Annotated in this window: 24 protein-coding genes; 8 read left to right on the plus strand and 16 right to left on the minus strand. The window is 58.7% G+C overall.

Annotated features, from left to right (window positions below):
• Window positions 1-18: 18 nt before the first annotated feature.
• From WHT83_RS10195 to WHT83_RS10220, 6 genes are all read right to left on the minus strand, one after another.
• Window positions 19-1,044, minus strand: coding sequence for a succinylglutamate desuccinylase/aspartoacylase family protein (locus WHT83_RS10195; protein WP_406873720.1), 1,026 nt, complete (start codon window positions 1,042-1,044; stop codon window positions 19-21).
• 1 nt (window position 1,045) lies between these two features.
• A complete protein-coding gene (locus WHT83_RS10200; RefSeq protein WP_406873721.1) occupies window positions 1,046-1,795 on the minus strand; it encodes an amino acid ABC transporter ATP-binding protein in 750 nt (249 codons plus the stop codon).
• Window positions 1,796-1,884: 89 nt separating this feature from the next.
• Window positions 1,885-2,544: an amino acid ABC transporter permease gene (locus WHT83_RS10205; RefSeq protein WP_406873722.1), complete on the minus strand. Its 660-nt coding sequence runs from the start codon at window positions 2,542-2,544 to the stop codon at window positions 1,885-1,887.
• Window positions 2,534-3,193: an amino acid ABC transporter permease gene (locus WHT83_RS10210; RefSeq protein WP_406873723.1), complete on the minus strand. Its 660-nt coding sequence runs from the start codon at window positions 3,191-3,193 to the stop codon at window positions 2,534-2,536. Before WHT83_RS10210 ends, WHT83_RS10205 begins: the two co-directional genes overlap by 11 nt.
• Window positions 3,190-4,083 carry an ectoine/hydroxyectoine ABC transporter substrate-binding protein EhuB gene (ehuB, locus tag WHT83_RS10215; RefSeq protein WP_406873724.1) on the minus strand — a complete coding sequence of 298 codons (894 nt, stop codon included), beginning with the start codon at window positions 4,081-4,083 and terminating at the stop codon, window positions 3,190-3,192. Before ehuB ends, WHT83_RS10210 begins: the two co-directional genes overlap by 4 nt.
• A 107-nt stretch (window positions 4,084-4,190) precedes the next feature.
• Complete coding sequence (locus WHT83_RS10220; RefSeq protein ID WP_406873725.1) at window positions 4,191-4,832, minus strand: hypothetical protein; 642 nt, start codon at window positions 4,830-4,832, stop codon at window positions 4,191-4,193.
• Window positions 4,833-4,971: 139 nt separating this feature from the next.
• Between WHT83_RS10220 and WHT83_RS10225 the strand changes: the two genes are divergently transcribed.
• Window positions 4,972-5,190: a helix-turn-helix transcriptional regulator gene (locus tag WHT83_RS10225; protein ID WP_406873957.1), complete on the plus strand. Its 219-nt coding sequence runs from the start codon at window positions 4,972-4,974 to the stop codon at window positions 5,188-5,190.
• A 381-nt stretch (window positions 5,191-5,571) separates the two neighbouring features.
• Here WHT83_RS10225 and WHT83_RS10230 read toward each other — a convergent pair whose 3' ends face one another.
• From WHT83_RS10230 to WHT83_RS10240, 3 genes are all read right to left on the minus strand, one after another.
• Complete coding sequence (locus tag WHT83_RS10230) at window positions 5,572-6,021, minus strand: MucR family transcriptional regulator (RefSeq protein WP_406873726.1); 450 nt, start codon at window positions 6,019-6,021, stop codon at window positions 5,572-5,574.
• Between the two features lie 499 nt (window positions 6,022-6,520).
• Window positions 6,521-6,727 carry a hypothetical protein gene (locus tag WHT83_RS10235; RefSeq protein WP_406873727.1) on the minus strand — a complete coding sequence of 69 codons (207 nt, stop codon included), beginning with the start codon at window positions 6,725-6,727 and terminating at the stop codon, window positions 6,521-6,523.
• 85 nt (window positions 6,728-6,812) lie between these two features.
• Entirely contained in the window at window positions 6,813-7,013 is a 201-nt protein-coding gene (locus tag WHT83_RS10240) for a hypothetical protein (protein WP_406873728.1), read from the minus strand.
• A gap of 9 nt (window positions 7,014-7,022) precedes the next feature.
• Here WHT83_RS10240 and WHT83_RS10245 point away from each other — a divergent pair, with 9 nt between their 5' ends.
• Window positions 7,023-7,268 (plus strand): MarR family transcriptional regulator, encoded by a 246-nt coding sequence (locus WHT83_RS10245; protein ID WP_406873729.1) that lies wholly within the window; start codon window positions 7,023-7,025, stop codon window positions 7,266-7,268.
• A 657-nt stretch (window positions 7,269-7,925) separates the two neighbouring features.
• Here the strand turns inward: WHT83_RS10245 and WHT83_RS10250 are convergent.
• The 4 genes from WHT83_RS10250 to WHT83_RS10265 all read right to left on the minus strand — a co-directional run bounded on the left by WHT83_RS10250 (window position 7,926) and on the right by WHT83_RS10265 (window position 11,983).
• Window positions 7,926-9,191 carry an ArgE/DapE family deacylase gene (locus WHT83_RS10250; protein ID WP_406873730.1) on the minus strand — a complete coding sequence of 422 codons (1,266 nt, stop codon included), beginning with the start codon at window positions 9,189-9,191 and terminating at the stop codon, window positions 7,926-7,928.
• On the minus strand, window positions 9,191-10,438 hold the full coding sequence (locus tag WHT83_RS10255) for an allantoate amidohydrolase (RefSeq protein ID WP_406873731.1): 1,248 nt from the start codon (window positions 10,436-10,438) through the stop codon (window positions 9,191-9,193). The genes WHT83_RS10250 and WHT83_RS10255 overlap by 1 nt, the downstream gene beginning before the upstream one ends.
• A gap of 29 nt (window positions 10,439-10,467) precedes the next feature.
• The gene (gene puuE, locus WHT83_RS10260; protein WP_406873732.1) at window positions 10,468-11,373 is read right to left on the minus strand and encodes an allantoinase PuuE; all 906 of its coding nucleotides are present in this window, start codon (window positions 11,371-11,373) and stop codon (window positions 10,468-10,470) included.
• Window positions 11,374-11,488: 115 nt separating this feature from the next.
• On the minus strand, window positions 11,489-11,983 hold the full coding sequence (locus tag WHT83_RS10265; RefSeq protein ID WP_406873733.1) for an ABC transporter substrate-binding protein: 495 nt from the start codon (window positions 11,981-11,983) through the stop codon (window positions 11,489-11,491).
• A 161-nt stretch (window positions 11,984-12,144) separates the two neighbouring features.
• On the opposite strand from WHT83_RS10265, the gene WHT83_RS10270 reads away from it, so the two are divergent.
• Window positions 12,145-13,554, plus strand: coding sequence for a PLP-dependent aminotransferase family protein (locus WHT83_RS10270; protein ID WP_406873734.1), 1,410 nt, complete (start codon window positions 12,145-12,147; stop codon window positions 13,552-13,554).
• 304 nt (window positions 13,555-13,858) lie between these two features.
• Here the strand turns inward: WHT83_RS10270 and istB are convergent, their stop codons facing one another.
• Window positions 13,859-14,671, minus strand: coding sequence for an IS21-like element helper ATPase IstB (gene istB, locus WHT83_RS10275; protein WP_315929025.1), 813 nt, complete (start codon window positions 14,669-14,671; stop codon window positions 13,859-13,861).
• Window positions 14,661-16,187 (minus strand): IS21 family transposase, encoded by a 1,527-nt coding sequence (gene istA / locus WHT83_RS10280; RefSeq protein WP_315929027.1) that lies wholly within the window; start codon window positions 16,185-16,187, stop codon window positions 14,661-14,663. The genes istB and istA overlap by 11 nt, the downstream gene beginning before the upstream one ends.
• A 99-nt stretch (window positions 16,188-16,286) precedes the next feature.
• On the opposite strand from istA, the gene WHT83_RS10285 reads away from it, so the two are divergent.
• Together WHT83_RS10285 and WHT83_RS10290 are read left to right on the plus strand one after the other, a co-directional pair.
• The gene (locus tag WHT83_RS10285; RefSeq protein WP_406873735.1) at window positions 16,287-16,520 is read left to right on the plus strand and encodes a hypothetical protein; all 234 of its coding nucleotides are present in this window, start codon (window positions 16,287-16,289) and stop codon (window positions 16,518-16,520) included.
• Window positions 16,521-16,529: 9 nt separating this feature from the next.
• On the plus strand, window positions 16,530-16,652 hold the full coding sequence (locus WHT83_RS10290; protein WP_256438589.1) for a hypothetical protein: 123 nt from the start codon (window positions 16,530-16,532) through the stop codon (window positions 16,650-16,652).
• Between the two features lie 5 nt (window positions 16,653-16,657).
• Here the strand turns inward: WHT83_RS10290 and WHT83_RS10295 are convergent, their stop codons facing one another.
• The gene (locus WHT83_RS10295; RefSeq protein WP_154387541.1) at window positions 16,658-17,680 is read right to left on the minus strand and encodes a GlxA family transcriptional regulator; all 1,023 of its coding nucleotides are present in this window, start codon (window positions 17,678-17,680) and stop codon (window positions 16,658-16,660) included.
• Window positions 17,681-17,794: 114 nt separating this feature from the next.
• Between WHT83_RS10295 and WHT83_RS10300 the strand changes: the two genes are divergently transcribed.
• From WHT83_RS10300 to WHT83_RS10310, 3 genes are read left to right on the plus strand one after another with little or no spacing between them, the layout of a single operon-like run.
• A complete protein-coding gene (locus WHT83_RS10300) occupies window positions 17,795-19,048 on the plus strand; it encodes a sarcosine oxidase subunit beta family protein (protein WP_154387540.1) in 1,254 nt (417 codons plus the stop codon).
• A gap of 11 nt (window positions 19,049-19,059) precedes the next feature.
• Window positions 19,060-19,362: a sarcosine oxidase subunit delta gene (locus WHT83_RS10305; RefSeq protein WP_154387539.1), complete on the plus strand. Its 303-nt coding sequence runs from the start codon at window positions 19,060-19,062 to the stop codon at window positions 19,360-19,362.
• Entirely contained in the window at window positions 19,359-22,358 is a 3,000-nt protein-coding gene (locus WHT83_RS10310) for a sarcosine oxidase subunit alpha (protein WP_310329898.1), read from the plus strand. The genes WHT83_RS10305 and WHT83_RS10310 overlap by 4 nt, the downstream gene beginning before the upstream one ends.
• Window positions 22,359-22,360: the final 2 nt, after the last annotated feature.

Raw genomic sequence — 22,360 nt, forward strand, 5'->3', positions numbered from 1 at the left:
TTGTCATGTGCTGGCCACTCACATCGCCCCGACATCGGTCACGAGCTTGAACAGGCAGTCTCCGGGGGCGGCAAGGGCTGGCGCGCGGCGGCAGGCCACGAGGCCTGGCTGAGAAAAGCAGACTTCTTCGGGCGGCTTCTGGGAGCCTTCGACAGGAAAAATGAAGCCTGCGGTCTGACCGGTGTCGACAGTGTCGCCGAGTTCGACAGCAGGTTCGAAGATGCCATGAATGGGGGCATAGGTGAACGCGCCCCTCCCGACGACCCGCATCAGCCGGACAGGCGGCGCCGGTTTGGTTTCGGCATTGGGCAACACGCCGATGTACTTGAGGACGCGGCAGATACCTTGGCTGGCGATGGCCTCCCCAGTAGTTGAGAAGGTGCCGCCCCCGCCCAGCTCGGTAGTGAGGGTTGGAACGCCAAGAGCCTGGGCAACTGCAGAGAGGGTCGTTGCCCCTCCGCCTCCGGTGCCGTCGCTGATAGATCCGATCGGGGCGCCGAAGACTTCCATGAGTTCGATGAGCCTTGCGGTCTCGGCCCCGGTTTTGCCAGCGCGTATCAGGCAGCAGGAAAGATATGACAGGGATCTTCCGCCTGAGTGCAGGTCAATGACGATGTCGGCCATCGAAAGCAGAACTGAGCTGACATAATGGGCGATCATCTGGGTTGGGGTGCCGTTCGCCTCGCCCGGGAACAGCCGGTTGAGATTGCCTTCGTCGAGGGGGGAGAGGCGTCGCCCCGCAACGACGGCCGGATAATTGAGCGCAGGCAGAATGAGGATACGCCCGCGCACATCGCGGGGTTCGACCTGACGAGCCAGCTTGCTCAAAGCGACCTGGCCCTCATATTCGTCGCCATGATTGCCGGCAATCAGCAGTGCGGTTGGCCCGACACCATTCCTGATGCAGGTGATCGGGATCGGGATGACGCCATAGGCGGACCGGTCGGTCGAGAACGGCAGTCGCAGCCAATCGTGTTGCTTGCCGTCCCGGTCGAAGTCAAGAGTTGTCCAGATGCGCGTCTCGCCCGCCGGCACCATCTCCATGTCAGTGCAAAAGCGTGTTGAGGAAGCTGCGGGCGCGGGGATGGTTGGGTGTCGAAAAGAACGCCACGGGCGAAGCCTGTTCGACAATGCTGCCCTGATCCATGAATACGACCTGATCTGCGACCTCGCGGGCAAAACCCATCTCATGGGTGACGCAGATCATCGTCATGCCTTCATGAGCCAGACCGGTCATGACGTCGAGCACCTCCTTGACCATCTCGGGATCGAGTGCCGAGGTCGGCTCGTCAAACAGCATCAGGCGCGGGTTCATGCAGAGCGCACGCGCAATCGCCACACGCTGCTGCTGTCCGCCTGAGAGCTGTGCGGGATACTTGCCGGCCTGTTCGGGAATGCGGACCTTTTCCAGGAAATGGCGCGCCAGGCTCTCGGCTTCGTTGCGCGGCATGCGAAGGACACGCAGCAGGGCAAGCGTGCAGTTCGACAATACAGTCAGATGCGGAAACAGGTTGAAGCTCTGGAACACCATTCCGGTCTGCCGGCGGGCGAGTGCTGTCTCCCTCGCGTTGGCCCCGAGCTCAATCTTTCCCAGCGTCACTGTTCCCTGCTGGTAGGCTTCAAGCCCGTTCAGGCAGCGGATCAGGGTGGACTTGCCCGAACCGGAGGGTCCGCAGATCACGACGCGGGACCCGCTAGGGATGGTGAGGTTGACCTCCTTCAACACATGGAAGGTGGCATACCATTTGTTGAGCGAAGCGATCTGGACGGCAGGTTTGTCGTCTGAATGGGTCATGGGGTCTCTCTACAGTTCGCTTGAAGGCAGCGATCTAGGTGTCTGGTTTTGTGAGGGCGTGATCGGCCGACGGGCTGCCGGTCGCGCGGCTACCTGGCTGTCGGCCCAAGCAGCCGGATCTCGAGCCGTTTGATGGCTTGCGAGATGAGGAGTGCGAGACCGAGGAAGATCAGGCCGGCAACCGTCAGCGGCTCGGCGTAGCGGTAGGTGTCGGATGCGATGTCAAAGGCACGTCCGAGCATCTCCGGCACCGCAAGCACGGCCAGATAAGGTGTCGCCTTCAGGATCGAGACGAAGTAGTTGCCCATGGGTGCTGCGATGTTGCGCAGCATCTGCGGGGCGATGACAAAGATGGTCATATCCATCCTGCCAAGGCCAAGCGCTCTTGCGGCCTCCGCCTGGCCATTGGGGATGGCATCGATGCCGGCCTTGAACACCTCCGCGAGATAACCGCTGTAATAGAGGCTGAGCCCGATCATGCCTGTGGCAAGCGCACCAAGGCGAATGCCGTAAAACGGCAGAATAAAATACAGGCAGTAGAGCCAGACCAGCACCGGCGTTGCCCGGATGAAGTCGATCACAAAGCCGACGAACAGCCCGCCCCAGCCTCCGGAGCGGCGGACGAGCTCAAAGCCGAAGCCGACTGCCGAGGCGCCAACGCAGCTGACTGCTGCCACCAGCAATGTCATGCCGATGGCGCCAAGGATGGTTGGCACGGTCGAAAGGGCAAAGGCGACATCAAACTGCACGATGCGCCTCCCTTGCCGGGTTGATGCGTCGTTCCACCCAGCGCCCGAACAGTGCGACCGGGTAGCAGACGATGAAGTAGGCGAGCAGCAGCGAGGTGTAGATCGGCACCGGGTCGTACTCGATCTGCGAGATCTCCTTGGCGCGGAACGTCATGTCGGTCAGCGTGACCAGTGAGACAAGCGATGTCGCCTTCACCAGTTGGATGAGCTGGTTGATGAAGGTCGGGCTCATCGCCACCAGTGCCTGGGGCAGTTCAATGCGCAACAGGATGGTAGACCGCGACAGTCCCAATGCGTGGCCAGCTTCCTTCTGGCCACGGTCCAGCGCCTGCAGGCCGGCTCTCACCGCCTGGCTGGCATAACCACCAATGTTGAGCCCGAGCACCATAGCGCTGACGGTCATCGCCGACAGTGCCAGACCGGCGATAGGCAAGGCGTAGTAAAACACAAAGAGCAGGATGATGACGGCAGAGCTGCGCCAGAACTCGATGACCGAGGTCACCACGAGCCGCACCGGCCCCGTGGTCATGTATTGGGCAACACCAAAGACGAGTCCGAAGGGAATGGCAAAGACAAGGCCGTAGAGCGTCACCAGAGCGGTGACGCGAAACCCCTGAAGGATACCGAGCCAGATCTCGAGCATGCTCATTTGCCGGCACCAGCCGTGCCACCACCACAGAGCTTCTCGACGGTGACGGTATCGGGCACGATCTCGGTCTCACCAAAGCCATATCTGGCCATGACCTTGGTGACCGTCCCGTCCTTCGTCAGGGCAACAAGCCGTTCATCCCACAACGCCCGCAGATCCTGGTCCTCGCTGCGGAAGGCGACAGCGGCATAAGTTGCCTGTTCATCTGTTGTCACGAAGGGTGTGGCACTTTCCAGGCCCTTGAGCTTCCCGCTCGAAAACAGCCCGATTGCGGTAGGAGACGACAGCACCGTCACATCGATGCGGCCGGAGCGCAGGGCCGAGATGTTCGCTTCGATGTCGGGGAACAGCAGCATGTTGCTTTCCGGCACGCCGGCTGCAGTCGCATTCCTGACCGACACACTGCCGCGGCCGGCACCCATGATGATCTTTTGGCTGACGATGTCCTCGAAACCGTGGATCTGTTTTGGATTGCCAGCGAGCACGATGGCTGCGTCACGCACCTTCAGATCAGGTGCCCCGAAGGCGACCTGCCGGCAGCGCTCCGGCGTGATGGACAGACCGGAGGCCACCGCATCGAAGCGGCCTGCGAGCAGGCCTGGGATCAGGGCGCCGAACTCGGTGACCCTGATGTCGAGCTCCTTGACGCCAAGTTCAGAGAACGCAGCCCTCAACAGGTCGGGATGCCATCCCTTGGCCTCGCCAGTGGCTTCATCGCGAAAACCCCATGGCGTCCGATTATGGATGCCGATGACGATCTTGCCTTCACGCAGGACACGCTCTTTCGTCGTCTCGGCAAAGGCCGTGCCGCCAGGCATGACAAAGATCAGCGCAAGCAATGCACTCCACATGAGGGCAAGCCGCAGGCGTACAGAACTTCTGAAGGTCATTCTCACTCTCCCATTGTTGTAAAAGGTGCCTGCCCGACCGCAGTGCGGACGCCGGGTGCCAGGCCGCGCGGCATCGCCGCCGTCCGTCCTGCGATCCTGCAGAGCGTTCAGCTTCGCCGTGGTTGGCTTTTTATGACCGTGTTGCCGTCGGGCATGGGTTGGCGAAGCCCACCGGTCTTAGCGTCCAGGCCGATTTCGCCTAATGCCTTCAGGTCCGCGAGACCCGACTGGATTTGCGGCCAGGGGAACGCGGACATGTCCCCCATGTTCTCGCCACTGCCGACGATGATCGTCAGTTTGGCGATCAGCCCGGCGAGTGACTGGGCGGGAGTGGCCGCAACAGCGTCGAGGATCTCTTCTTCAGCCTCGACTGCCTGCGCCTCGGCGGCACGGGCTCGGGTGTATCCGAACTCCTTGTCGAGCTCGTCCCAACGTGCCCGACGAGCGGCCAGCAAAGATGTTTGCGGCGTGCTATGACCGTCGTTTTCAGGTCCACGATCGGGCTCAGAAGAAGCCAAGGCGTTCCTGATTCTTGTCTCAAGACGCTGCTGCAGTCGGCACAAAACCACCGACATATGGTGTGCTTGTTCCCAATCCTGCAGCAGGGCGACACACGGGTCGAACGGCGCAAGCAAACGCACGGCATGTACAATATCGCCAACTGCCCCAACGTCATCCAAAGCACAGCTCATCCTTCGCCCACCTTGGGTGACGAAAGGCAAAGCTGTGGTATTGTCGGAATCAGCCATGATCCGAGCTCCAACCAGCTTGGGTTTGGTCAGGCCGAGTAGGTGTTCCAGCAACTACTCGGCCGTCTTTAAAGGCAAGTTCTTATACAAATTGATTGATGTCAATCGGAATGTTTAGTTGAAATCGCCAGTCCTGACGATGGAGCAGTGCCGCGGCGCTCGAGCGATGCTTGGCTGGAGCCAAGAGGATTTGGCTCAGGCGGCAGATGTATCTCGACAGACAGTCGCTGACTACGAACGAGGTGCTCGGGTCCCCATTTTGAACAACCTCAAGAGCATGGCTGGAGCGCTAGAAAAAGCTGGCATTGAATTGCTGCCTGACAACGGAATTAGATTATCAAGAACCCGGTCAGAGTAGTCAGCACGATCTGGTCGGCCAAATTGCGCGCCAACTGCAGCCGGGCGGGTGGGGTTTGCCGCAGCTGGCGCTAAGCTCGTGTGTTGCCTTTTTGGGGGGGCGGCAAGAGCCTTCCAGCAAATTAGACATAGCTAACGCAACGTCAACCAACGTTAGCGTGTCTTGAGAAGGATTTATCGCAACTAACGAACGCCTGGACTTGCAGCTCTGCCAATCTTGATCGGCGCAACTCCGGCCGTCTGCCTGTTCTCGAGCTAGAACTAGCGAGAGCAAGGCGCAGCCAATCGGTCGCTATTTCTGACGCAGCGTTTAGGCACCAATCGTCGGATTGACGTAGCTGTCGGAAAAACCTGGATGCACCGGAATAAGTGAGAGCAGCATCTACGCCTTTGTCTTGCGTCCTGCTCGCTTTGCCGGCTGCTTTTCAGCAGGATTGCGGCCAAGTCCAAAGTTCTTAGCCATCTGCGATCGGTGGGCCGAATAGTTAGGCGCAACCATTGGATAATCCGCGGCAAGCCCCCATTTCGCGCGATACTGGTCAGGCGTAAGACCGCGAATGGTAAGGTGACGCTTCAGCGTCTTGTACTGCTTGCCGTCCTCGAGGCTGATCAGGTAGTCGGGCGTGACGGACTTCTTAATCGATGTCCGCGGAGTCAATGGCACTTCTACCGGCGCTGCCGGCGAGCCAAGAGTGCTGATGCTGGAATGGATTTGGGCAATCAAGCCAGGCAGTTCTCCGGCCGGGACGGGATTATTCGAAACATAGGCCGCGACGATATCGGCAGTGAGCTCAATCAGCTGATTATTGGGCTTTAGCAATACTTCAGTCATCACATTACCTCCGGCGGCTAAACCGCCATTCCGTTTCGGTAGCGGACTTTTGTCAACAGCGAAACACAAATGTCTCAAACGTTGCCACCCAAACTAGCAGCTAGATGGCGACCAGAGGAACCATGGCTAGGGCTCAAGAGCACGTTCAAGCCGACCGTCCTAGTTCAAGGCCGCGCGGCTGGTCGCAAACAGCTTGCTAAGGTTGGGCGTAGCAGGATGGCATTAGTGCACCAGTGAATGGACGGCCGTACAGGATACGCCTGCTTCACAACGGCCTCATAAGAAGCAGCGCATAAAGCAAAGACCCCGGACCGCCCGACAGGACGGCAATGCCGGGACGAGGTCGAAGCAAATTCGCGGCCATTCGCTCGGTTAACAAGGTGACCTAAGGAGGTTCAGCATAGCGCCGCGCAGCGGGAACCGGGACTGATCACATCCGACGAATGGTCCACATATGGAGCCTTGTGTCAGGAAGTCTTCATCCTCGACCATCGATTATTTATGCGTGGCGTTGCGCGCACCAGTTCGCGGGCAAATGTTTAGGTCTGGCCATGGTGAGGCCGGCCCGAAGTGCCTCTTCCAAATCTGATGTGACGTATGCCGTTTCGGGGCCCCCAGAAAAATGATTGACCCGAAGGCTGTCGCCTCTCTTGCTGATCATGATGCCGACTAGCCTTAGCTGCTCCTGCACCTCGCGATATTTCATTGGCTGTACTCCCCGCCATTGCCTGAATGCCCCAAAGCAAAGTTAGTCAGCACTAAAATGAACTGCTGGGCAAGGGTCGAGCCAATCAACGAGAAATCACGAAAGGGTGCGCCCGCACTTTGGGGTTTGGCGGCGTTAATTCTGTACCGTCAATTCGACCAAGGACGTCGTTGGCATGGATCGTGAAGTGCCAGCGAACAGGCGAACGAGCATGTTGATCGAGCGACGGGAATTGTAGCAACAGCATCAGGCGCTGCTGACCATCAAGGGTATTGGCAGCGAGCAAGGATTGTCCGTGGGCGATCTGGCAACAAGGCTGTTGGTAAAACACCACAGCGCCGCCGAGCTGGCCAAGCGTTTGGAAGAGGCCGGACTGGTTCTCCGAAGCCAAGATCCTCACGACGGCAGGAGGGTCCTGCTCACCCTCACCGATGAGAGCGAAAGAAAGCTGGAAAGCCTGTCGGGCATTCATATCAGTGAGATTGGCTCGATGGCACCTGAGCTAGCCGCAATCTTGGCTGCATTGAGCGTTCGAGGTTGATTGCGCAGGCGGCGTCCCAAAACATCGGGACGGTCGGTTTTCCTACCCGACACTGCAGCCACAGTGTGGAGGATCGAGACGCTGTTGATCGGCACTTGTTATGGGCATATTCGGGAACGCTGCCCTTTTTCGACCGGCTAGAGGGCGGTCCTGCATGCGACGCTCCAACTTGGCCGGCGCCTCCCGGCTGGGTCTTCCAAAGTTGCGCCGGCCTGCGGACAGACTGCCGCCGCGCGCAAATGCTATCAGTCTGCCGATGCTGGCTCAAGGATTGGCTTAGCTCTGCTGTTTGCTGTCCAGCTATTGCTGACGCCTCGCGATCGAGCGATGAACGGCTGGTCTGGGGCCGAAAGGAGACTGACGGCTTTTGGAAAGCGACTACAAGAAGCAGACACACGCGTTTTCTTTGGAAACAGACAATCGCGTTATCTCGTCTGGCGCGCCATTGCAAATCATTGAAATCGTTGGTGTTTCTTGCAATCGAATTGCCGTCCCATTTCCTTGAAGGCACCATGCAGCGGGCAGCCTCAGTTCGAGCGCGATCGAGCCGGCGGCCGAGGGCCATTTTTCCTGCTGACGAGCCATTGGATCATGGCCTCTGAAAGGGCCTCGATCTCCGCCGGTAAGTTGCCCTTTCCATATGCGGCTTGCCGAGGTTCAAGCGTTGCCGGTCAGCAAGTCGTGGAGCGCGAGCGTCACGACATTCGTCGCCAGAACGAGGTCGTCGATCCTGAGCTTCTCATCAGCTCGATGAGCATTGGCCTCGAGCATCGTGCGCGGGCCTGCGCCATAAAGCACTGTCGGGATGCCGGCGTTGCTATAGTGTCGCGCGTCGGTGTAGAGCGGCACGCCATGCGTTGGGACGGTCTCTCCGACGAGTTCCGACGCATGCTTTTGCAAGGCACCGGCCAAGCGCTCTTGGCCCGCGAGTGGCTTTAGCGGATTGGCCAGCATGAGCTGGCGGACATGGCATTCGACGCCGGGTATTTCCCGCGCGGTCGCCTCGATGAACGCCATCAGGTCGCGCGCTACCGCCGGGCCGTCCTCTTCCGGGATCATGCGGCGGTCGACGCGCATGACGATCTTGTCGGGAACCACATTGGTGTTGATGCCGCCCGAGATCAGCCCGACAACCAGCGACGGCGTGGTGATGCCTTCGACCGACGAGCGCTGTTCCAAAAAGCCTGAGCGCAGCGAATAGAGCCGGCTCAGAATGTGGGTTGCGGCTTCCAGCGCGTCGACGCCGGTTTCTGGACGCGCCGCATGCGCAGATTTCCCCCGAACGTCGATATCGAGATGAAGACAGCCATTATGGGCTGTCACGACCCCGTAGGACAGGCCGGCGCAGATCGCATAATCCGGCTTGGTTAGCCCCTGTTGTAGAAGATACAGCGGTCCGATGTCGCCTCCGACCTCTTCGTCATAGGTCAGATGGATTTCGATGGTGCCGGATAGTTTCTCGCCCAAGGAGAGCAGAGCAAGAAGTGCATAGGCGTAAGAAACGAAGTCGGATTTCGATGTCGCGACACCGCGACCGTACATCCACCCATCCTTGATCTCTGCGCCATAGGGGTCAACGGTCCAGCCCTCGCCGGGGGCCACCACGTCGCCATGGGCGTTGAGCGCGATGGTAGGCCCGGGGCCAAATGTGTGACGAACAATTAGATTGGTGGCGCTGATCATTCCCACACTCGCAACCAGGTCGTCCGGGACCTTATGCCGCTCGACCGTGAACCCTAGGTCTTCGTAAATCTGGGCCGCGCGATCGGCATGTGCAGCGCAATCGCCAGGGGGATTGTCGGAAGGAACCTTGACGAGTTCTGCAAGCATGCGCACCTGATCTTCACGATGCGACCGGATGTACTCCATCAGTCGCGCCTCTGAACCAAGGCCGGAGCTTTTTGCGGTTGGGTTCGGTTCCATTACTGATTTCCTTGAAAATTCTCGATGAAGTGCAGGAGCGCCGAAGCCCCCGCCGCGACGTCTTCTGCCGTGACCGACTCGTCCGGCGAATGGCTGATGCCGTCCTTGCACCGAACAAAAATCATCCCGATTTGTGTGAGGCTGCTCATCGCCATCCCGTCATGGCCAGCGCCACTGGGTAAATGGAGGGACCGAACACCCACCTTTTCGACTGCCGTCTGCATCTGCCTGATGAAATCAGGCTCACATGGACACGACTTAAGGTCGAGGATGGTGTCGATTTCGAACTCCACCCCTCGCCTCCTTGCGATCTCCCGGGCGGCAGTTTCTAGCTGTGCGTATGCCGCGTACCGATCGGCATCTCCCTGCGAACGCAAGTCGACGGTCAATGAAACCTCACCCGGGATGACGTTGATCAGCCCCGGCTCCGCTCTGATAAAGCCGACCGTGCCGACCGTATTTAGATATGTCGACGCGATGCGCTCGACCTCCAGGGCTATCTCGCTTGCGGCCAGCAGTGGGTCCCTGCGCATCCCCATGGGCACTGTACCGGCATGGTTCGCGGCGCTCTTCAGCCGCATGACTGCGCGGGTCTGGCCGCTGATGGCTGTAACAACACCGACCGGCAGACCTGCAGCCTGCAACACCGGCCCCTGTTCGATATGAAGCTCGACGTAGCCAATCACGTCCTGAGGCCTGTGGGCAGCTTTGTCGACGAATTCCGGGTCGAGCCCGAACCCGACCATCGCATCACGGACGCTCACACCGTCTGTGTCCTTGGCATTGAAGAGATCGTCGCCAAACTGGCCAGTCAGCGCTCGGCTTCCCGCGAGCGTCGTCCTGAATCGGGTCCCTTCTTCGTCGGCAAACGCAACCACTTCGATGCCGAATGGCAAGCGACGATGGCGGCTATTGAGGCCGGCGACGCAATCAAGAGAACTCAGCACGCCTAGCGGACCGTCATAGCGGCCGGCGTTTACGACGCTGTCCATATGCGAGCCCGTGACGAGATAGGGACCCCCGCCGCTTTCAGCATGATAGCGACCGACAACATTGCCCGCCTCGTCGATGCGCGCTTCCATGCCAGCATCTTGCATCCATCCGACGATGGTCTCCGCCGCCTTGCGATGTTCCGGGGAGAGATAAAGCCGCGTTACGCCGACACCTGGCTTGCTGATGCTACCAAGTTCATCGCAGCGCCTCATGATGCGCTTTCCGGCATCGGTTTCGTTCAGATATGTTGACATGGCGCGATCCCGGGCTCTGCTCGTTGAGCTCACTGTCGAGGCGCATGGTGCTTGTGCCAATGGCGTGCGATTTCATCGCGCCGGCAGATCCACACCCCCTCGTGCTGCTGGACGTAATCAAGAAAGCGGAGGAATGATGCCCAGCGTCCGGGACGACCAACGATGCGCAGGTGGAGGCCGGCAGACATCATCCGCGGAATCTTGTCGCTCTCGCGATAGAGAACGTCGAACGTGTCCTTCAGGTAGGTGAAATACTGGTCGCCAGAATTGAAACCAGCTGCCGCGACGAAGCGCATATCGTTCGCCTCGAGCGTATAGGGTATACGCAGATGCTGCTTGCCGTTCACGCTCTCCCAATACGGCAGGTCATCAGCATAAGTATCTGAATCATAAAGAAAACCACCTTCCTCAACCACAAGCTTGAGCGTGTTAGGGCTGCAACGCCCAGTGTACCAGCCTACCGGCCGCTCACCTGTCAGGCGGGCAATTGTGTCGATGGCGAGCCTCATCTGGGCGCGTTCGGTCTCTTCGCCCATCCACTGATGATCGACCCACTTCCAGCCATGACTAGCGATTTCGTGGCCAAGCGAGTGCATGATCTTCGCGGCCTCGGGATAGTGTTCGAGCGCCAGGCCGTTTGCGAGCACGGTGGTGTTTATGCCTCGATCCCTGAACTCATTGAAGACCCGCCAGAACGCTACGCGTGTCCCGTATTCGTAGAGCGACTCCATGTTCATGTTGCGCACGCCGAAAAGTTGAGGAGCGCCGATCAGATCGGAGATGAAGTTCTCCGAATGGGCATCGCCATGCAGGACGCAATTCTCTGAGCCTTCCTCAAAAGCCACGATGAACTGAAGCGCTAGTTTTGCGCCATTCGGCCAGTTCGCTATCGGCGGACGGTCGCCGTAGCCGACCATGTCGCGGGGATAAGCCATCATCTTGTCCTTTCGTCTTTTCCTGCCGGCGCCCTAACGGCGGTCATTGGAGCGCGCGGTGATTTCCAGATGCTTCACCGATCCGTTCAGCTGCTTCGGCAACGGATATGCGAGATCACCAAACAAGGCGTTCCTTATGATCATGATCGGCGGCGCGGGCGTGCGCCTTGTAGAGCGATTTCGAGAAGGCGTAGGGCATGTTGATGGTGCCGTTGGCTTCCATCACGGTCTTGGCGCTTTCTGCCGTTGAATCCGTGTTCGGTCCCTGGATATACTTGACGCCTTCCGAAACCAGCTTTTCCGCGCCGGTTTGAGCACCCTTGGGGTCGCCCTTGTCATCGACGCATACGACTTCGATCTTGTAGGTCTTGTCGCCGATCGCTACTCCGCCATCATCGTTCCACATGCCGGCCCGAGACTTGAAGGTTTGGCACATGACGCCGCCCCAACCGGCAAATGGTCCGCTCATCACGCCCAGCGCGCCAATCTTCAGAGTTTCTTCGGCCTGCGCTACAGTTCCGAAAGCCAACGCGCCCACGGCAACACTCAATACCAGTCTACTATTCAGAAAGGTCAGCCTGGATCTACCCAAGTTCATCTTGTCCTCCATTGTGATATTCGGCATTTATCTACCATTGAACTCGTGTCAATTGGTTCAATGTGCTTAGATTTCCGATTTAGTTCCCTTGTCTTTGTTATTTTTTGAGCGTATGTCTGGCGTTTCAGGGTGTCAATTATTTCATTGACACGGTGTCAAATTGGCGAGGCGCCATGATTTGGAAGCCGGAGATCAGGAAAGGCACCGGGCCGATCTACGTTGCGATATGCGACGCGCTCGAGCGGGGCGTAGCAGAGGGCCAATTGCAGCCAGGAGAAAAGCTCCCACCGCATCGCGATCTCGCCTATCGGCTGGGCGTGACGGTCGGCACGATAGCAAGGGCCTACGCTGAAGCGGCGGCAAGAGGCCTTGTCGTGGGGGAAGTCGGGCGCGGCACTTTCATCAACGATTTCGACAATCATCGCGACGACATCACCAGGCTGGTGGTGCCAGAAAAGCCTCAGCCGGAGGTCATTGATCTCGGACTGAACCTTTCCGCCATCGGCGAAGCCGACGAGATCCTGCGATTGACGTTGAAGGACATGTCGCGGTCAGGTTCGCTTGATGCGCTCCTAACCTACCAGCCCAGCGCAGGAATGTTTTCGCACCGCGCAGTCGCCTCGCAATGGCTTGAAGGGATCGGCATCAGGGCACACCCGGACAACGTGATCATCTGCAACGGTGGACAGCATGGCCTTTTGATCAGCATGATGGCGCTAGCTGGCCATGGCGAATCCATCGCCACCGAACAACTCACCTACCCCGGCGCGAGGGCGATTGCGCATCAACTCGGGATCAATCTCAGCGCGATCCAGATGGACGAACAAGGGCTTATTCCAGCTGCCCTACGCGAATTGTGCGAGACGAAAAGGCCGAAGGCGCTTTATTGCATGCCGGTGCTGCAGAATCCGACAACGATGACCATGTCCGAACAAAGGATGAGGGAGATTGCCGCTATCGTCGAGGAATATGGCCTGTGGATCATAGAAGATGACGTCTACGGCTTCCTTGCACACGACAGACCGCCACCCTTTGCCTCGCTCATCCCGGAACGGACCATTTACCTTACCAGCGCCTCCAAGAGCATGGCCCCAGGACTGCGCATCGGTTTCCTTGTCGTGCCCACAAAGTTGAACCGCGCGCTCCAAGAAATCGTGACGATGAGCAACTGGATGTCTCCGCCTTTCATGGCAGCGGTGGTCACCAACTGGATGGCCAACGGGTACGCAGACAGGTTGATTGCGTGGCACCGCGATCAGGCGCGTGAACGCCAGGACTTGGCGCACCAAATTCTTGGAACCCATGCTGAGCGCGCCTCGACATCCTGCTATCACCTGTGGCTGCAATTGCCCGAGCCGTGGCGGATGGATTCATTCTCGGCAGCGGCCCTGCGCGAAGGCGTGAGAGTGATCACTGCAGATGCTTTTTCCGTGAAGCGCGATCACGCGCCTCATGCTGTGCGGCTGTGCCTGGGAGCGGCGCACTCCTTGCCCCAGATCGAACTTGGCCTCAATCGCCTAATGGGCCTACTGAACTCACAACCCAAGCCCCACATGGATCTGCAATCTATCGGCTACGTATAGCTAAGCCCTTTTGTTCGAGATTGGGTGGATTGCTGCTCGGCAGCCTTGGGGCCGAGAACGGTCCTTCCGCTTTCAGAATGACGGCGCGATAAACTGCCCTTTGCGGGCCCGTGAAGGATAACTTTGAAATCTCTGTTGCGGTCGGGCACGTTGCTTCCAAGACTCGGGGGTAGAGGTGAGCGCGTGGCTGAGATCTGGGAACTGCAGGACAAGCCGGCATACGGCGGCACGATAGTGGATGCCGGTGTTTGTTGATTGCCACTGAGAACTGACCCGGCATTTCCACCGAGAATTGACCCGCCTATTAGGTATGTTTCGGGTCTGTGGCTTGGGTCAAGTTCCTGCCTTTCTCCTTTTTGCTTTTGGTCTCATGCGCCGAGCTGTTCTTGAAGCGGAAGCTGTCATTTCCGGTTTCGAGGATGTGGCAATGATGGGTGAGCCGGTCGAGCAGCGCGGTGGTCATCTTCGCGTCGCCGAAGACGCTGGCCCACTCGCTGAAGCTTAGGTTGGTGGTGATGATGACGCTGGTGCGCTCGTAGAGTTTGCTCAGCAGATGGAAGAGCAGCGCACCGCCGGACGCACTGAACGGCAGGTATCCCAGCTCGTCGAGAATGACGACATCGGAATGGACAAGGCGATTGGCGATCTGGCCAGAACGTCCCTGTGCTTTCTCCTGCTCCAACGCGTTGACCAGTTCCACGGTCGAGAAGAAGCGGACCCGTTTGTGATGATGTTCGATGGCCTGGACGCCGATCGCCGTGGCGATATGCGTCTTGCCCGTGCCGGGGCCGCCGACCAGAACGATGTTGTTGGCCTCGTCGAGGAACTCGCAGCGATGGAGCTGGCGCACGAGCGCCTCGTTGATCTCACTGCTGGCGAAGTCGAAGCCGTTCAGATCGCGGTAGGCTGGAAAGCGTGCGGTCTTGAGCTGATAGGCCGTCGATCGCACCTCTCGTTCCGCCGTCTCCGCCTTGAGAAGCTGTGACAGGATCGGAATGGCGCCCTCGAACGCCGGCGATCCCTGTTCGGTCAACTCGCCGACTGCCTGCGCCATGCCGTGCATCTTCAGTTGCCGCAGCATGATGACGATAGCGCCGCTTGCCGGATTATGACGCATGGCGGGCCTCCGTCTTTCTCAGGGCATCGTATCGTTCGACATTGGCCTTGGGCTCGTTGATGAGCGTTAGGGCCTGAGGCGCCTCGATGGTCGGTGGTGTGAAGGATTTGCCGTCGACAAGGCGATGTAGCAAGTTCAGCACATGCGTCTTGGTTGGAACGCCGGACTTCAGTGCCATATCGACCGCCGACAGAACGGCCTGTTCATCGTGCTGAAGCACGAGCGCCAGGATATCGACCATCTCGCGGTCGCCGCCCGGCTTCTTGAGCAAATACTGCTGCAGAGTCCGGAACGCGTCGGGAAGCTCGGCGAACGGTGCGCCGTTGCGAAGAGCGCCCGGCTTGCGCTGCACGACCGCCAGATAATGTCGCCAGTCGTAGATAGTCTGCCCCGGCCGATCATGGGAACGATCGATGACGCGCCGATGCTCGCAGACGATCTGACCTTCCGCGGCGACAACGACACGATCCGGGTAGACCCGCAGGCTCACCGGCCGGTTGGCAAAGGAAGCCGGGACGCTGTAGCGGTTGCGTTCCAGATGCACGAGGCAGGTGGGCGAGACCCGCTTGGTGTATTCTACAAAACCGTCGAAGAGCCGGGAAACTGGCATCAGAGCCTGAGCCTCCTCAGCCCAGATGTCGGCAATGGTGCCACGCATCTGACCATGCGGCGTCTGTGCCCATAGTTCCTTGCAGCGCTGCTCCAGCCATTCATTGAGTGCTGCCAGCGACGGAAAGCGCGGCGTGGGCTGCCAGAGGCGGTGACGCGCGTCCTGCACGTTCTTCTCGACCTGTCCCTTCTCCCAGCCAGAAGCCGGATTGCAGAACTCCGGCTCGAACAGATAGTGGCTGGCCATCGCCTGGAAACGGACATTGATGTCACGTTCCTTGCCACGTCCGACCTTGTCGATCGCCGTGCGCATATTGTCGTAGATGCCGCGACCCGGAATGCCACCAAAGACGCGGAATGCATGATTGTGGGCGTCAAACAGCATCTCATGCGTCTGCAGGAGGTAGGCCCGGACGATGAAGGCCCGGCTGTAGCTCAGCTTCGTATGCGCTACCTGGAGCTTGGTGCGCTCATTGCCGATGATCGCCCAGTCCTCCGACCAATCGAACTGGAAGGCTTCGCCCGGCTCGAACGCCAGGGGCACAAACGTCCCGCGGCCAGTAGTTTGCAACTCCCTCTGCCGATCCTCCCGCCATTCCCGAGCAAAAGCCGCCACGCGGTTATAGGAACCCTCATAGCCGAGGCTTATAAGGTCGGCATGCAACTGCTTCATCGTCCGCTTCTGCTTGCGGCCCTTCTTGGATTCCGTCTTCAGCCAGGCCGATAACCGATCCGCAAACGGGTCAAGTTTGCTCGGACGCTCCGGGACCTTGAACTTCGGCTCTACGCCGTCGGCACGGAGATACTTGCGGATGGTATTCCGGGATAGGCCAGTCCTGCGGCAAATCTCCCGGATCGATAGATGCTCTCGAAAATGCCAGCGTCGGATCACGCTCAATAACGCCATGTCGATCACTCCATAGCCCCCGCTGAAAACATGCGAGGGAGGGTTCAAACATGGGTCAATTCTCAATGGAAATATTGGGCTGCGCCGGGTCAGTTCTCAGTGGCAATCAACACTGACGGCGCCGGAAGCCTCTCCTCCGACCTCAACCCGTCACGGAAAACCCGCCCTTCTCTCACTTTCCTGCGGCACCTCGGCACGTGGCTCTGCGGTCCCGCCACGATCACCATCGGCGACGACAACAACGGCGAGATCGCATTTGGTGCTTTGCAAGCCGGCCTCGATGTCAGCTACACCCCATCGATGGCCTTCTTCACGTGGGATCGCTGCGACTAAACGGACGAAGTGAGCGGCTACGGCCATGCCGAATTGCTCGACGACGGCTCGATCGAGATCACGTTCGCCTACCACAACGCCGACGAGGCCATCCTCAAGGCCGCGCGCGATACTTCTTCAACAGGCTGCTAGAGCGATTACCTATCGTATATACCGGAAATACCCCGTTCACGAAAAATCGCCGGCGTGACTCCGCGGCGCTCGCGGAAGGCACGAATGAAATGCGAAGAATCACAAAACCCGGTGGAATTGGCGACTTCTGTCACTGACTGGTCGGTATGGCGAAGGAGAAATTCAGCATATTCGAGCCGCATAATTTTATAGGCAAGGGAGGGGCCCATGCCTAGTGAGCGCTGAAAACGCCGCTCGAGCTGCCGCCGGGGACTGCCTATGCGCCGGGAAACTTCGGCGGCGGACAGTGGCGTATCCATGTGCACCTGCATTAGGAGCAAGGCCTTTTTAACCAACGTATCGGTGGTTGTAAGATCGAGCGGTATTCCAGGTTGCGGCTTTTCCGCCCTGAGCGCATCATCGATAATCATGATGTGCAGGCTCTTTCGCGCCTGGGCTGCTCCGACATGTTTTTCGACTAGATGCGCAGCAAGATGCGCCGAACTCGCGCCACCAGAACATGTCAGCCGGTCGCGGTCCACGATAAAGATCTGGTCTGACACGGGTTTCAGACCATCGAACTGTTCGAGAAAGTCGGCATGATGGAACCAACTAACACAGCAGCGATATCCGTTCATCAGACCGGCACGGTGGAGAATGAAGGCGCCCGTGCAGACGCCGACGAGCGGCACTTTCGATGCTGCAGCCTTCTGCAGGTAGCGGGTATATTCTGGACTCAGATTGGGAATCTCGTCGATTAGCCCCCCAACCACCACAATGTAATCGTATTTTTGCGGATCACCCAGACGCTCATTGGGCTGAACTAGCACCCCGCAGCTCGATGGCATCGCATTCATCGTATCTGACAGCACTGTCCACTCGCAAAGGATTTGCCGGCTGCGGTCGCCCTCATCGGCGGCAAGGCGCAATACGTCCACAAAGTTTGCGAAGGCGCAGAGCGTGAAGCGGCGAGCGAGGACGAAGCCAACCTTAAGGCGTGGGATGGTATGCCCCTTCTTGGCTCGAAGAGGTCTAAAGTTGTGGGTCATCAGCTCTCCCCCCGCGCCCGTTGTCGTAAGGATAACATTGCGGTGACGCAAATGTTCTGTCCGAATTTCAGCCGGTTGGCAATACTCCGGGAATGTTGAACTCCGGGGTGAATTATGACCCGCTTTTCCTTTGCATCGCTTCTGTCCAACGCCCTGACGGGTAACAAGAACTGGGAGCCGCAATGGCCCGACGCCCAGCCCAAGCCGGAATACGACGTGATCATCGTCGGCGCTGGCGGGCACGGGCTTGGTGCGGCTTATTATCTTGCCAAGGTTCACGGCATCACCAATGTCGCGGTGATTGAGAAGGGCTGGTTGGGTGGGGGGAATACCGGCCGCAACACGACAATCATCCGCTCAAACTACTTATATGATGAAAGTGCAGGGCTCTACGAGCATGCCTTGAAGCTTTGGGAAGGTTTGTCCCAAGAATTGAATTACAACGTCATGTTTTCGCAACGCGGCGTACTGATGCTAGCGCATTCGGTGCATGACGTGCAAAGCTTCAAACGCCATATGCACTCTAATAGACTTAACGGCATAGACAATGAATGGCTGACGCCGCAGCAGACCAAGGATTTCTGTCCACCGCTAAATATCGCTCCTGATGCCCGTTACCCGGTGCTGGGAGCGGCACTTCAACGTAGAGCCGGTGTCGCCCGGCATGACGCCGTCGCCTGGGGCTATGCACGCGGCGCAGCCGCGCGCGGCGTCGACATTATTCAGAATTGCCCAGTTACCGCGATCAGACGCGACGCATCAGGCCATGTTACTGGCGTAGAAACACCCAGAGGGTTTATTAAGGCCCGTAAAGTGGCTGTGGCTGCTGCAGGCAATACCTCCGTCGTTATGGATTCTGCCGGCGTGCGCTTGCCGCTGGAAAGTTACCCGTTGCAGGCTTTGGTCTCGGAACCGGTTAAGCCGATCGTCCCGTGCGTGGTCATGTCCAATTCGGTTCATGCCTATATTAGTCAGTCCGACAAAGGGGAATTGGTTATCGGTTCTGGCACTGACCAATACGTTTCTTACAGTCAGCGCGGAGGCCTTCCTTTGATCGAGCACACGGTTGCCGCGATCTGCGAGGTTTTCCCAATCTTCACTCGCATGCGCATGTTGCGAAAATGGGGAGGTATCGTCGACGTTACACCAGACCGTTCGCCGATCATCGGCAAGACGCCGGTACCAGGGCTATACGTCAATTGCGGATGGGGTACTGGTGGGTTCAAGGCTACCCCGGGCTCAGCCCATGTCTTTGCCCACACCATCGCACGCGACGAGCCGCATCCGATAAATGCGCCGTTCACGCTAGAACGTTTCACAACCGGCCAGCTTATCGACGAAGCCGCTGCCGCTGCCGTCGCACACTGAGGAGATTCGAGATGCTGCTCATTCGCTGCCCTTATTGTGAGACCGAGCGACCCGAACTCGAATTCACGTATGCCGGGGAGGCACACATTGCGCGCCCCAATGATCCGTCGAAACTGACTGACGACCAGTGGAAGACACATCTTTTCATTCGTAGCAATTCGCGCGGCACTCACTTCGAGCGGTGGCGCCACCAACATGGCTGTGGGCGGTTCTTCAATGCTGTTCGCGACACCGTTAGCGACAAATTCGCAATGACATACAAGGCCGGGCTCCCGCGCCCGACGGAGACTGAACTCGAGGAAGCACGGTCATGAGCAAGTACCGAATTTCCGCAAAAGGCCGCGTCGACCAGCGCAAGCCAGTGCGTTTCACATTCAATGGCGCTCGTTATGTGGGTTTCAAGGGCGACACACTAGCCTCGGCGCTGCTTGCCAATGGCGTTCATCTCATTGGCCGTTCGTTCAAATACCATCGTCCGAGAGGCTTCCTGTCGGCGGGCTCTGAAGAGCCCAATGCGCTGGTCGGTACCGATCGTGGCCCGGGGCGTTTCGAGCCGAACACCAGGGCGACCGTCCTCGAAGTCTTTGATGGACTTTCCACGACTAGTCAGAATCATTGGCCATCGCTGAAGCACGACATTGGCGCTGTCAACGATGCACTCTACATGTTGTTTTCGGCTGGTTTTTACTACAAAACCTTCATGTGGCCGAAATCGTTCTGGAACAGAGTTTACGAGCCATTCATCCGCGGAGCTGCCGGGCTTGGGAAATCACCGACCACGCCAGATGCTGATACATATGCAAGCCGCTTCGCCCACTGTGATGTACTAGTGGTAGGTTCGGGACCGGCCGGTCTTGCAGCTGCTCTTGAAGCTGGAAAGAGCGGTGCCAGAGTAATTCTGGTCGATGAGCAAGCTGAAGTGGGCGGTTCGCTACTTTCGGAAACCGATGCCAGCATCAATGGCATGTCGGGCTGGCAATGGCTCGACGAGGCACGCGCCTCCTTGGCCGGCATGAAAAATGTCACAGTACTCACGCGTACGACAGCAATCGGCTATTACCACCAAAATCTTGTCGGCCTTTGCCAGCGGCTCACCGATCATCTCGCAAACCCGCCCAAGAACGCGCCGCGCGAACGGCTATGGAAAGTGCGCGCCCGCCAGGTCGTGCTAGCTCAGGGGGCCATTGAAAAGCCTCTGGTGTTCGACGGTAATGATCGGCCGGGTGTTATGCTCGCAGGGTCGGCGCGCAGCTATCTGAACCGCTATGGCGTCAAGGTCGGCGACCGTCCCGTCATAGTGACCTCGCATGATTCAGCCTGGTTGACTGCGTTCGATCTCGCCGAGGCCGGCATTAAGGTGGTAGCGATCATCGATATCAGGCGCCTTGTTCCAAGTCACCTAGTGGCCCGTGCAGAAGCTCTTGGAATAGAGACATTGGCTGGCTGGACGGTGACGGGAACTAGCGGCCGATTGCGAGTCGCTTCAGTGCGTGCCAAACGGGTTAGTCGCAACGGCATCATCGGCCCACCGCGGAAATTGGCCTGCGATGCGCTCTTGATGAGTGGCGGCTGGACGCCAAGCGTTCACCTCTTCTCTCACACCAAGGGCAAGCTCGACTGGAACGAGGACGGGCAGATGTTCGTTCCCGGCGAATCTACCGAAGAAAGCCGCTGCGCTGGTGCCGGAAATGGCAATTTCGGCCTGGTGGCCGCTCTTGCAGAGGGTGCGGCAGCGGGCGCGTCTGCAGCGACGGATGCGGGCTTTCCTGCTGCGGTAACGTCGTACAAGGTTGATGGCGACGTCCAGTTAACTGGAGTGAACAACCGTGAATTGCCTACTGACAGAAATGCTTCGAAAGCCAAAGCTTTTGTAGATTTCCAGAATGACGTCACAGCCAAGGATATTCGATTGGCAGTGCGTGAGGGCTTTAAGTCGATCGAGCACATTAAGCGCTATACCACGACAGGCATGGCCACCGATCAGGGTAAGACCTCTAACATCAATGGACTGGTCATTGCATCCGACGCGGTTAATCGGCCGGCGCCATCGATAGGGCTGACCACCTTTCGTCCGCCTTACACGCCGACGACTTTCGGCGCATTCGCCGGGTACAATCGCGGCGAGCTGTTCGAAGTCACAAGAAAGACGCCCATCGACGGCTGGGCCGAGGAGCGCCAGGCGGTGTTCGAGCCGGTGTCGCTGTGGAGACGAGCTAGGTACTTTCCCCGAACGGGTGAGACTATGCACGCTGCCGTCGCGCGAGAATGTAAGGCGGTCCGCGAGAGTGTAGGCATGTTCGACGCGTCCACGCTCGGCAAGATCGAGATCGTTGGGCCCGATGCGGCCGAATTCATGAATCGCATGTATACTAATCCTTGGACCAAGCTCGCATCTGGTCGGTGTCGGTATGGCGTATTGCTCGGCGAGGATGGCTTCATCCGTGATGATGGCGTGATTGGTCGTATGAGCAGCGATCGCTTTCACGTCACGACCACGACTAGCGGGGCGCCGCGAGTGCTTGCTATGATGGAAGACTATCTCCAGACTGAGTGGCCGGACCTCAAAGTCTGGCTCACCTCCATTACCGAACAGTGGTCGGTCATTGCCTTGCAGGGCCCGAATTCCCGCAAGCTGTTGGAGCCGCTGGTCGAGGGCATCGACCTGTCGGATGAGGCTTTTCCCCATATGTCGGTGGCGGAAGGGCAGGTATGCGGCGTGCCGATGCGGCTGTTCCGTATGAGTTTCACGGGGGAGCGCGGTTACGAAGTGAACGTGCCGGCGCGCTACGGCCGTGCCGTGTGGGAGAAACTCTTTGAGGCAGGGCAGGCATATAGCGTTACGCCTTATGGTACGGAGACGATGCACGTGCTGCGCGCCGAGAAGGGGTTCATTATCGTGGGTCAGGACACGGACGGGACGTTGACACCAGACGACGCTGGCCTTGGTTGGGCCATAGGTGCCGCCAAAGCTGACTTCGTCGGCAAGCGTTCGCTCACGCGGCCGGACATGCTCAAGCAAGACCGCAAGCAACTTGTCGGGCTGCTCACCTCGGACCCAAACACTGTGCTCGAGGAGGGGGCCCAGATCGTGCTGGATCCAAACCAACCGTTACCTATGAAGATGGTCGGCCACGTCACTTCGTCGTACTGGAGTGCTGCCTTGGGACGATCTATCGCCCTTGCAGTTGTAGAAGGAGGCCGCAAGCGGGAGGGCCAGACGGTCCACATACCGATGCCAGATCGCACGGTTGTGGCGCGCATTACCGGCACCGTGTTTTACGATCCCGAGAACCAGCGCTTGAGCGCATAGGA

This window comes from Aminobacter sp. P9b, assembly GCF_045345995.1.
Classification (GTDB): Bacteria; Pseudomonadota; Alphaproteobacteria; order Rhizobiales; family Rhizobiaceae; genus Aminobacter; species Aminobacter niigataensis.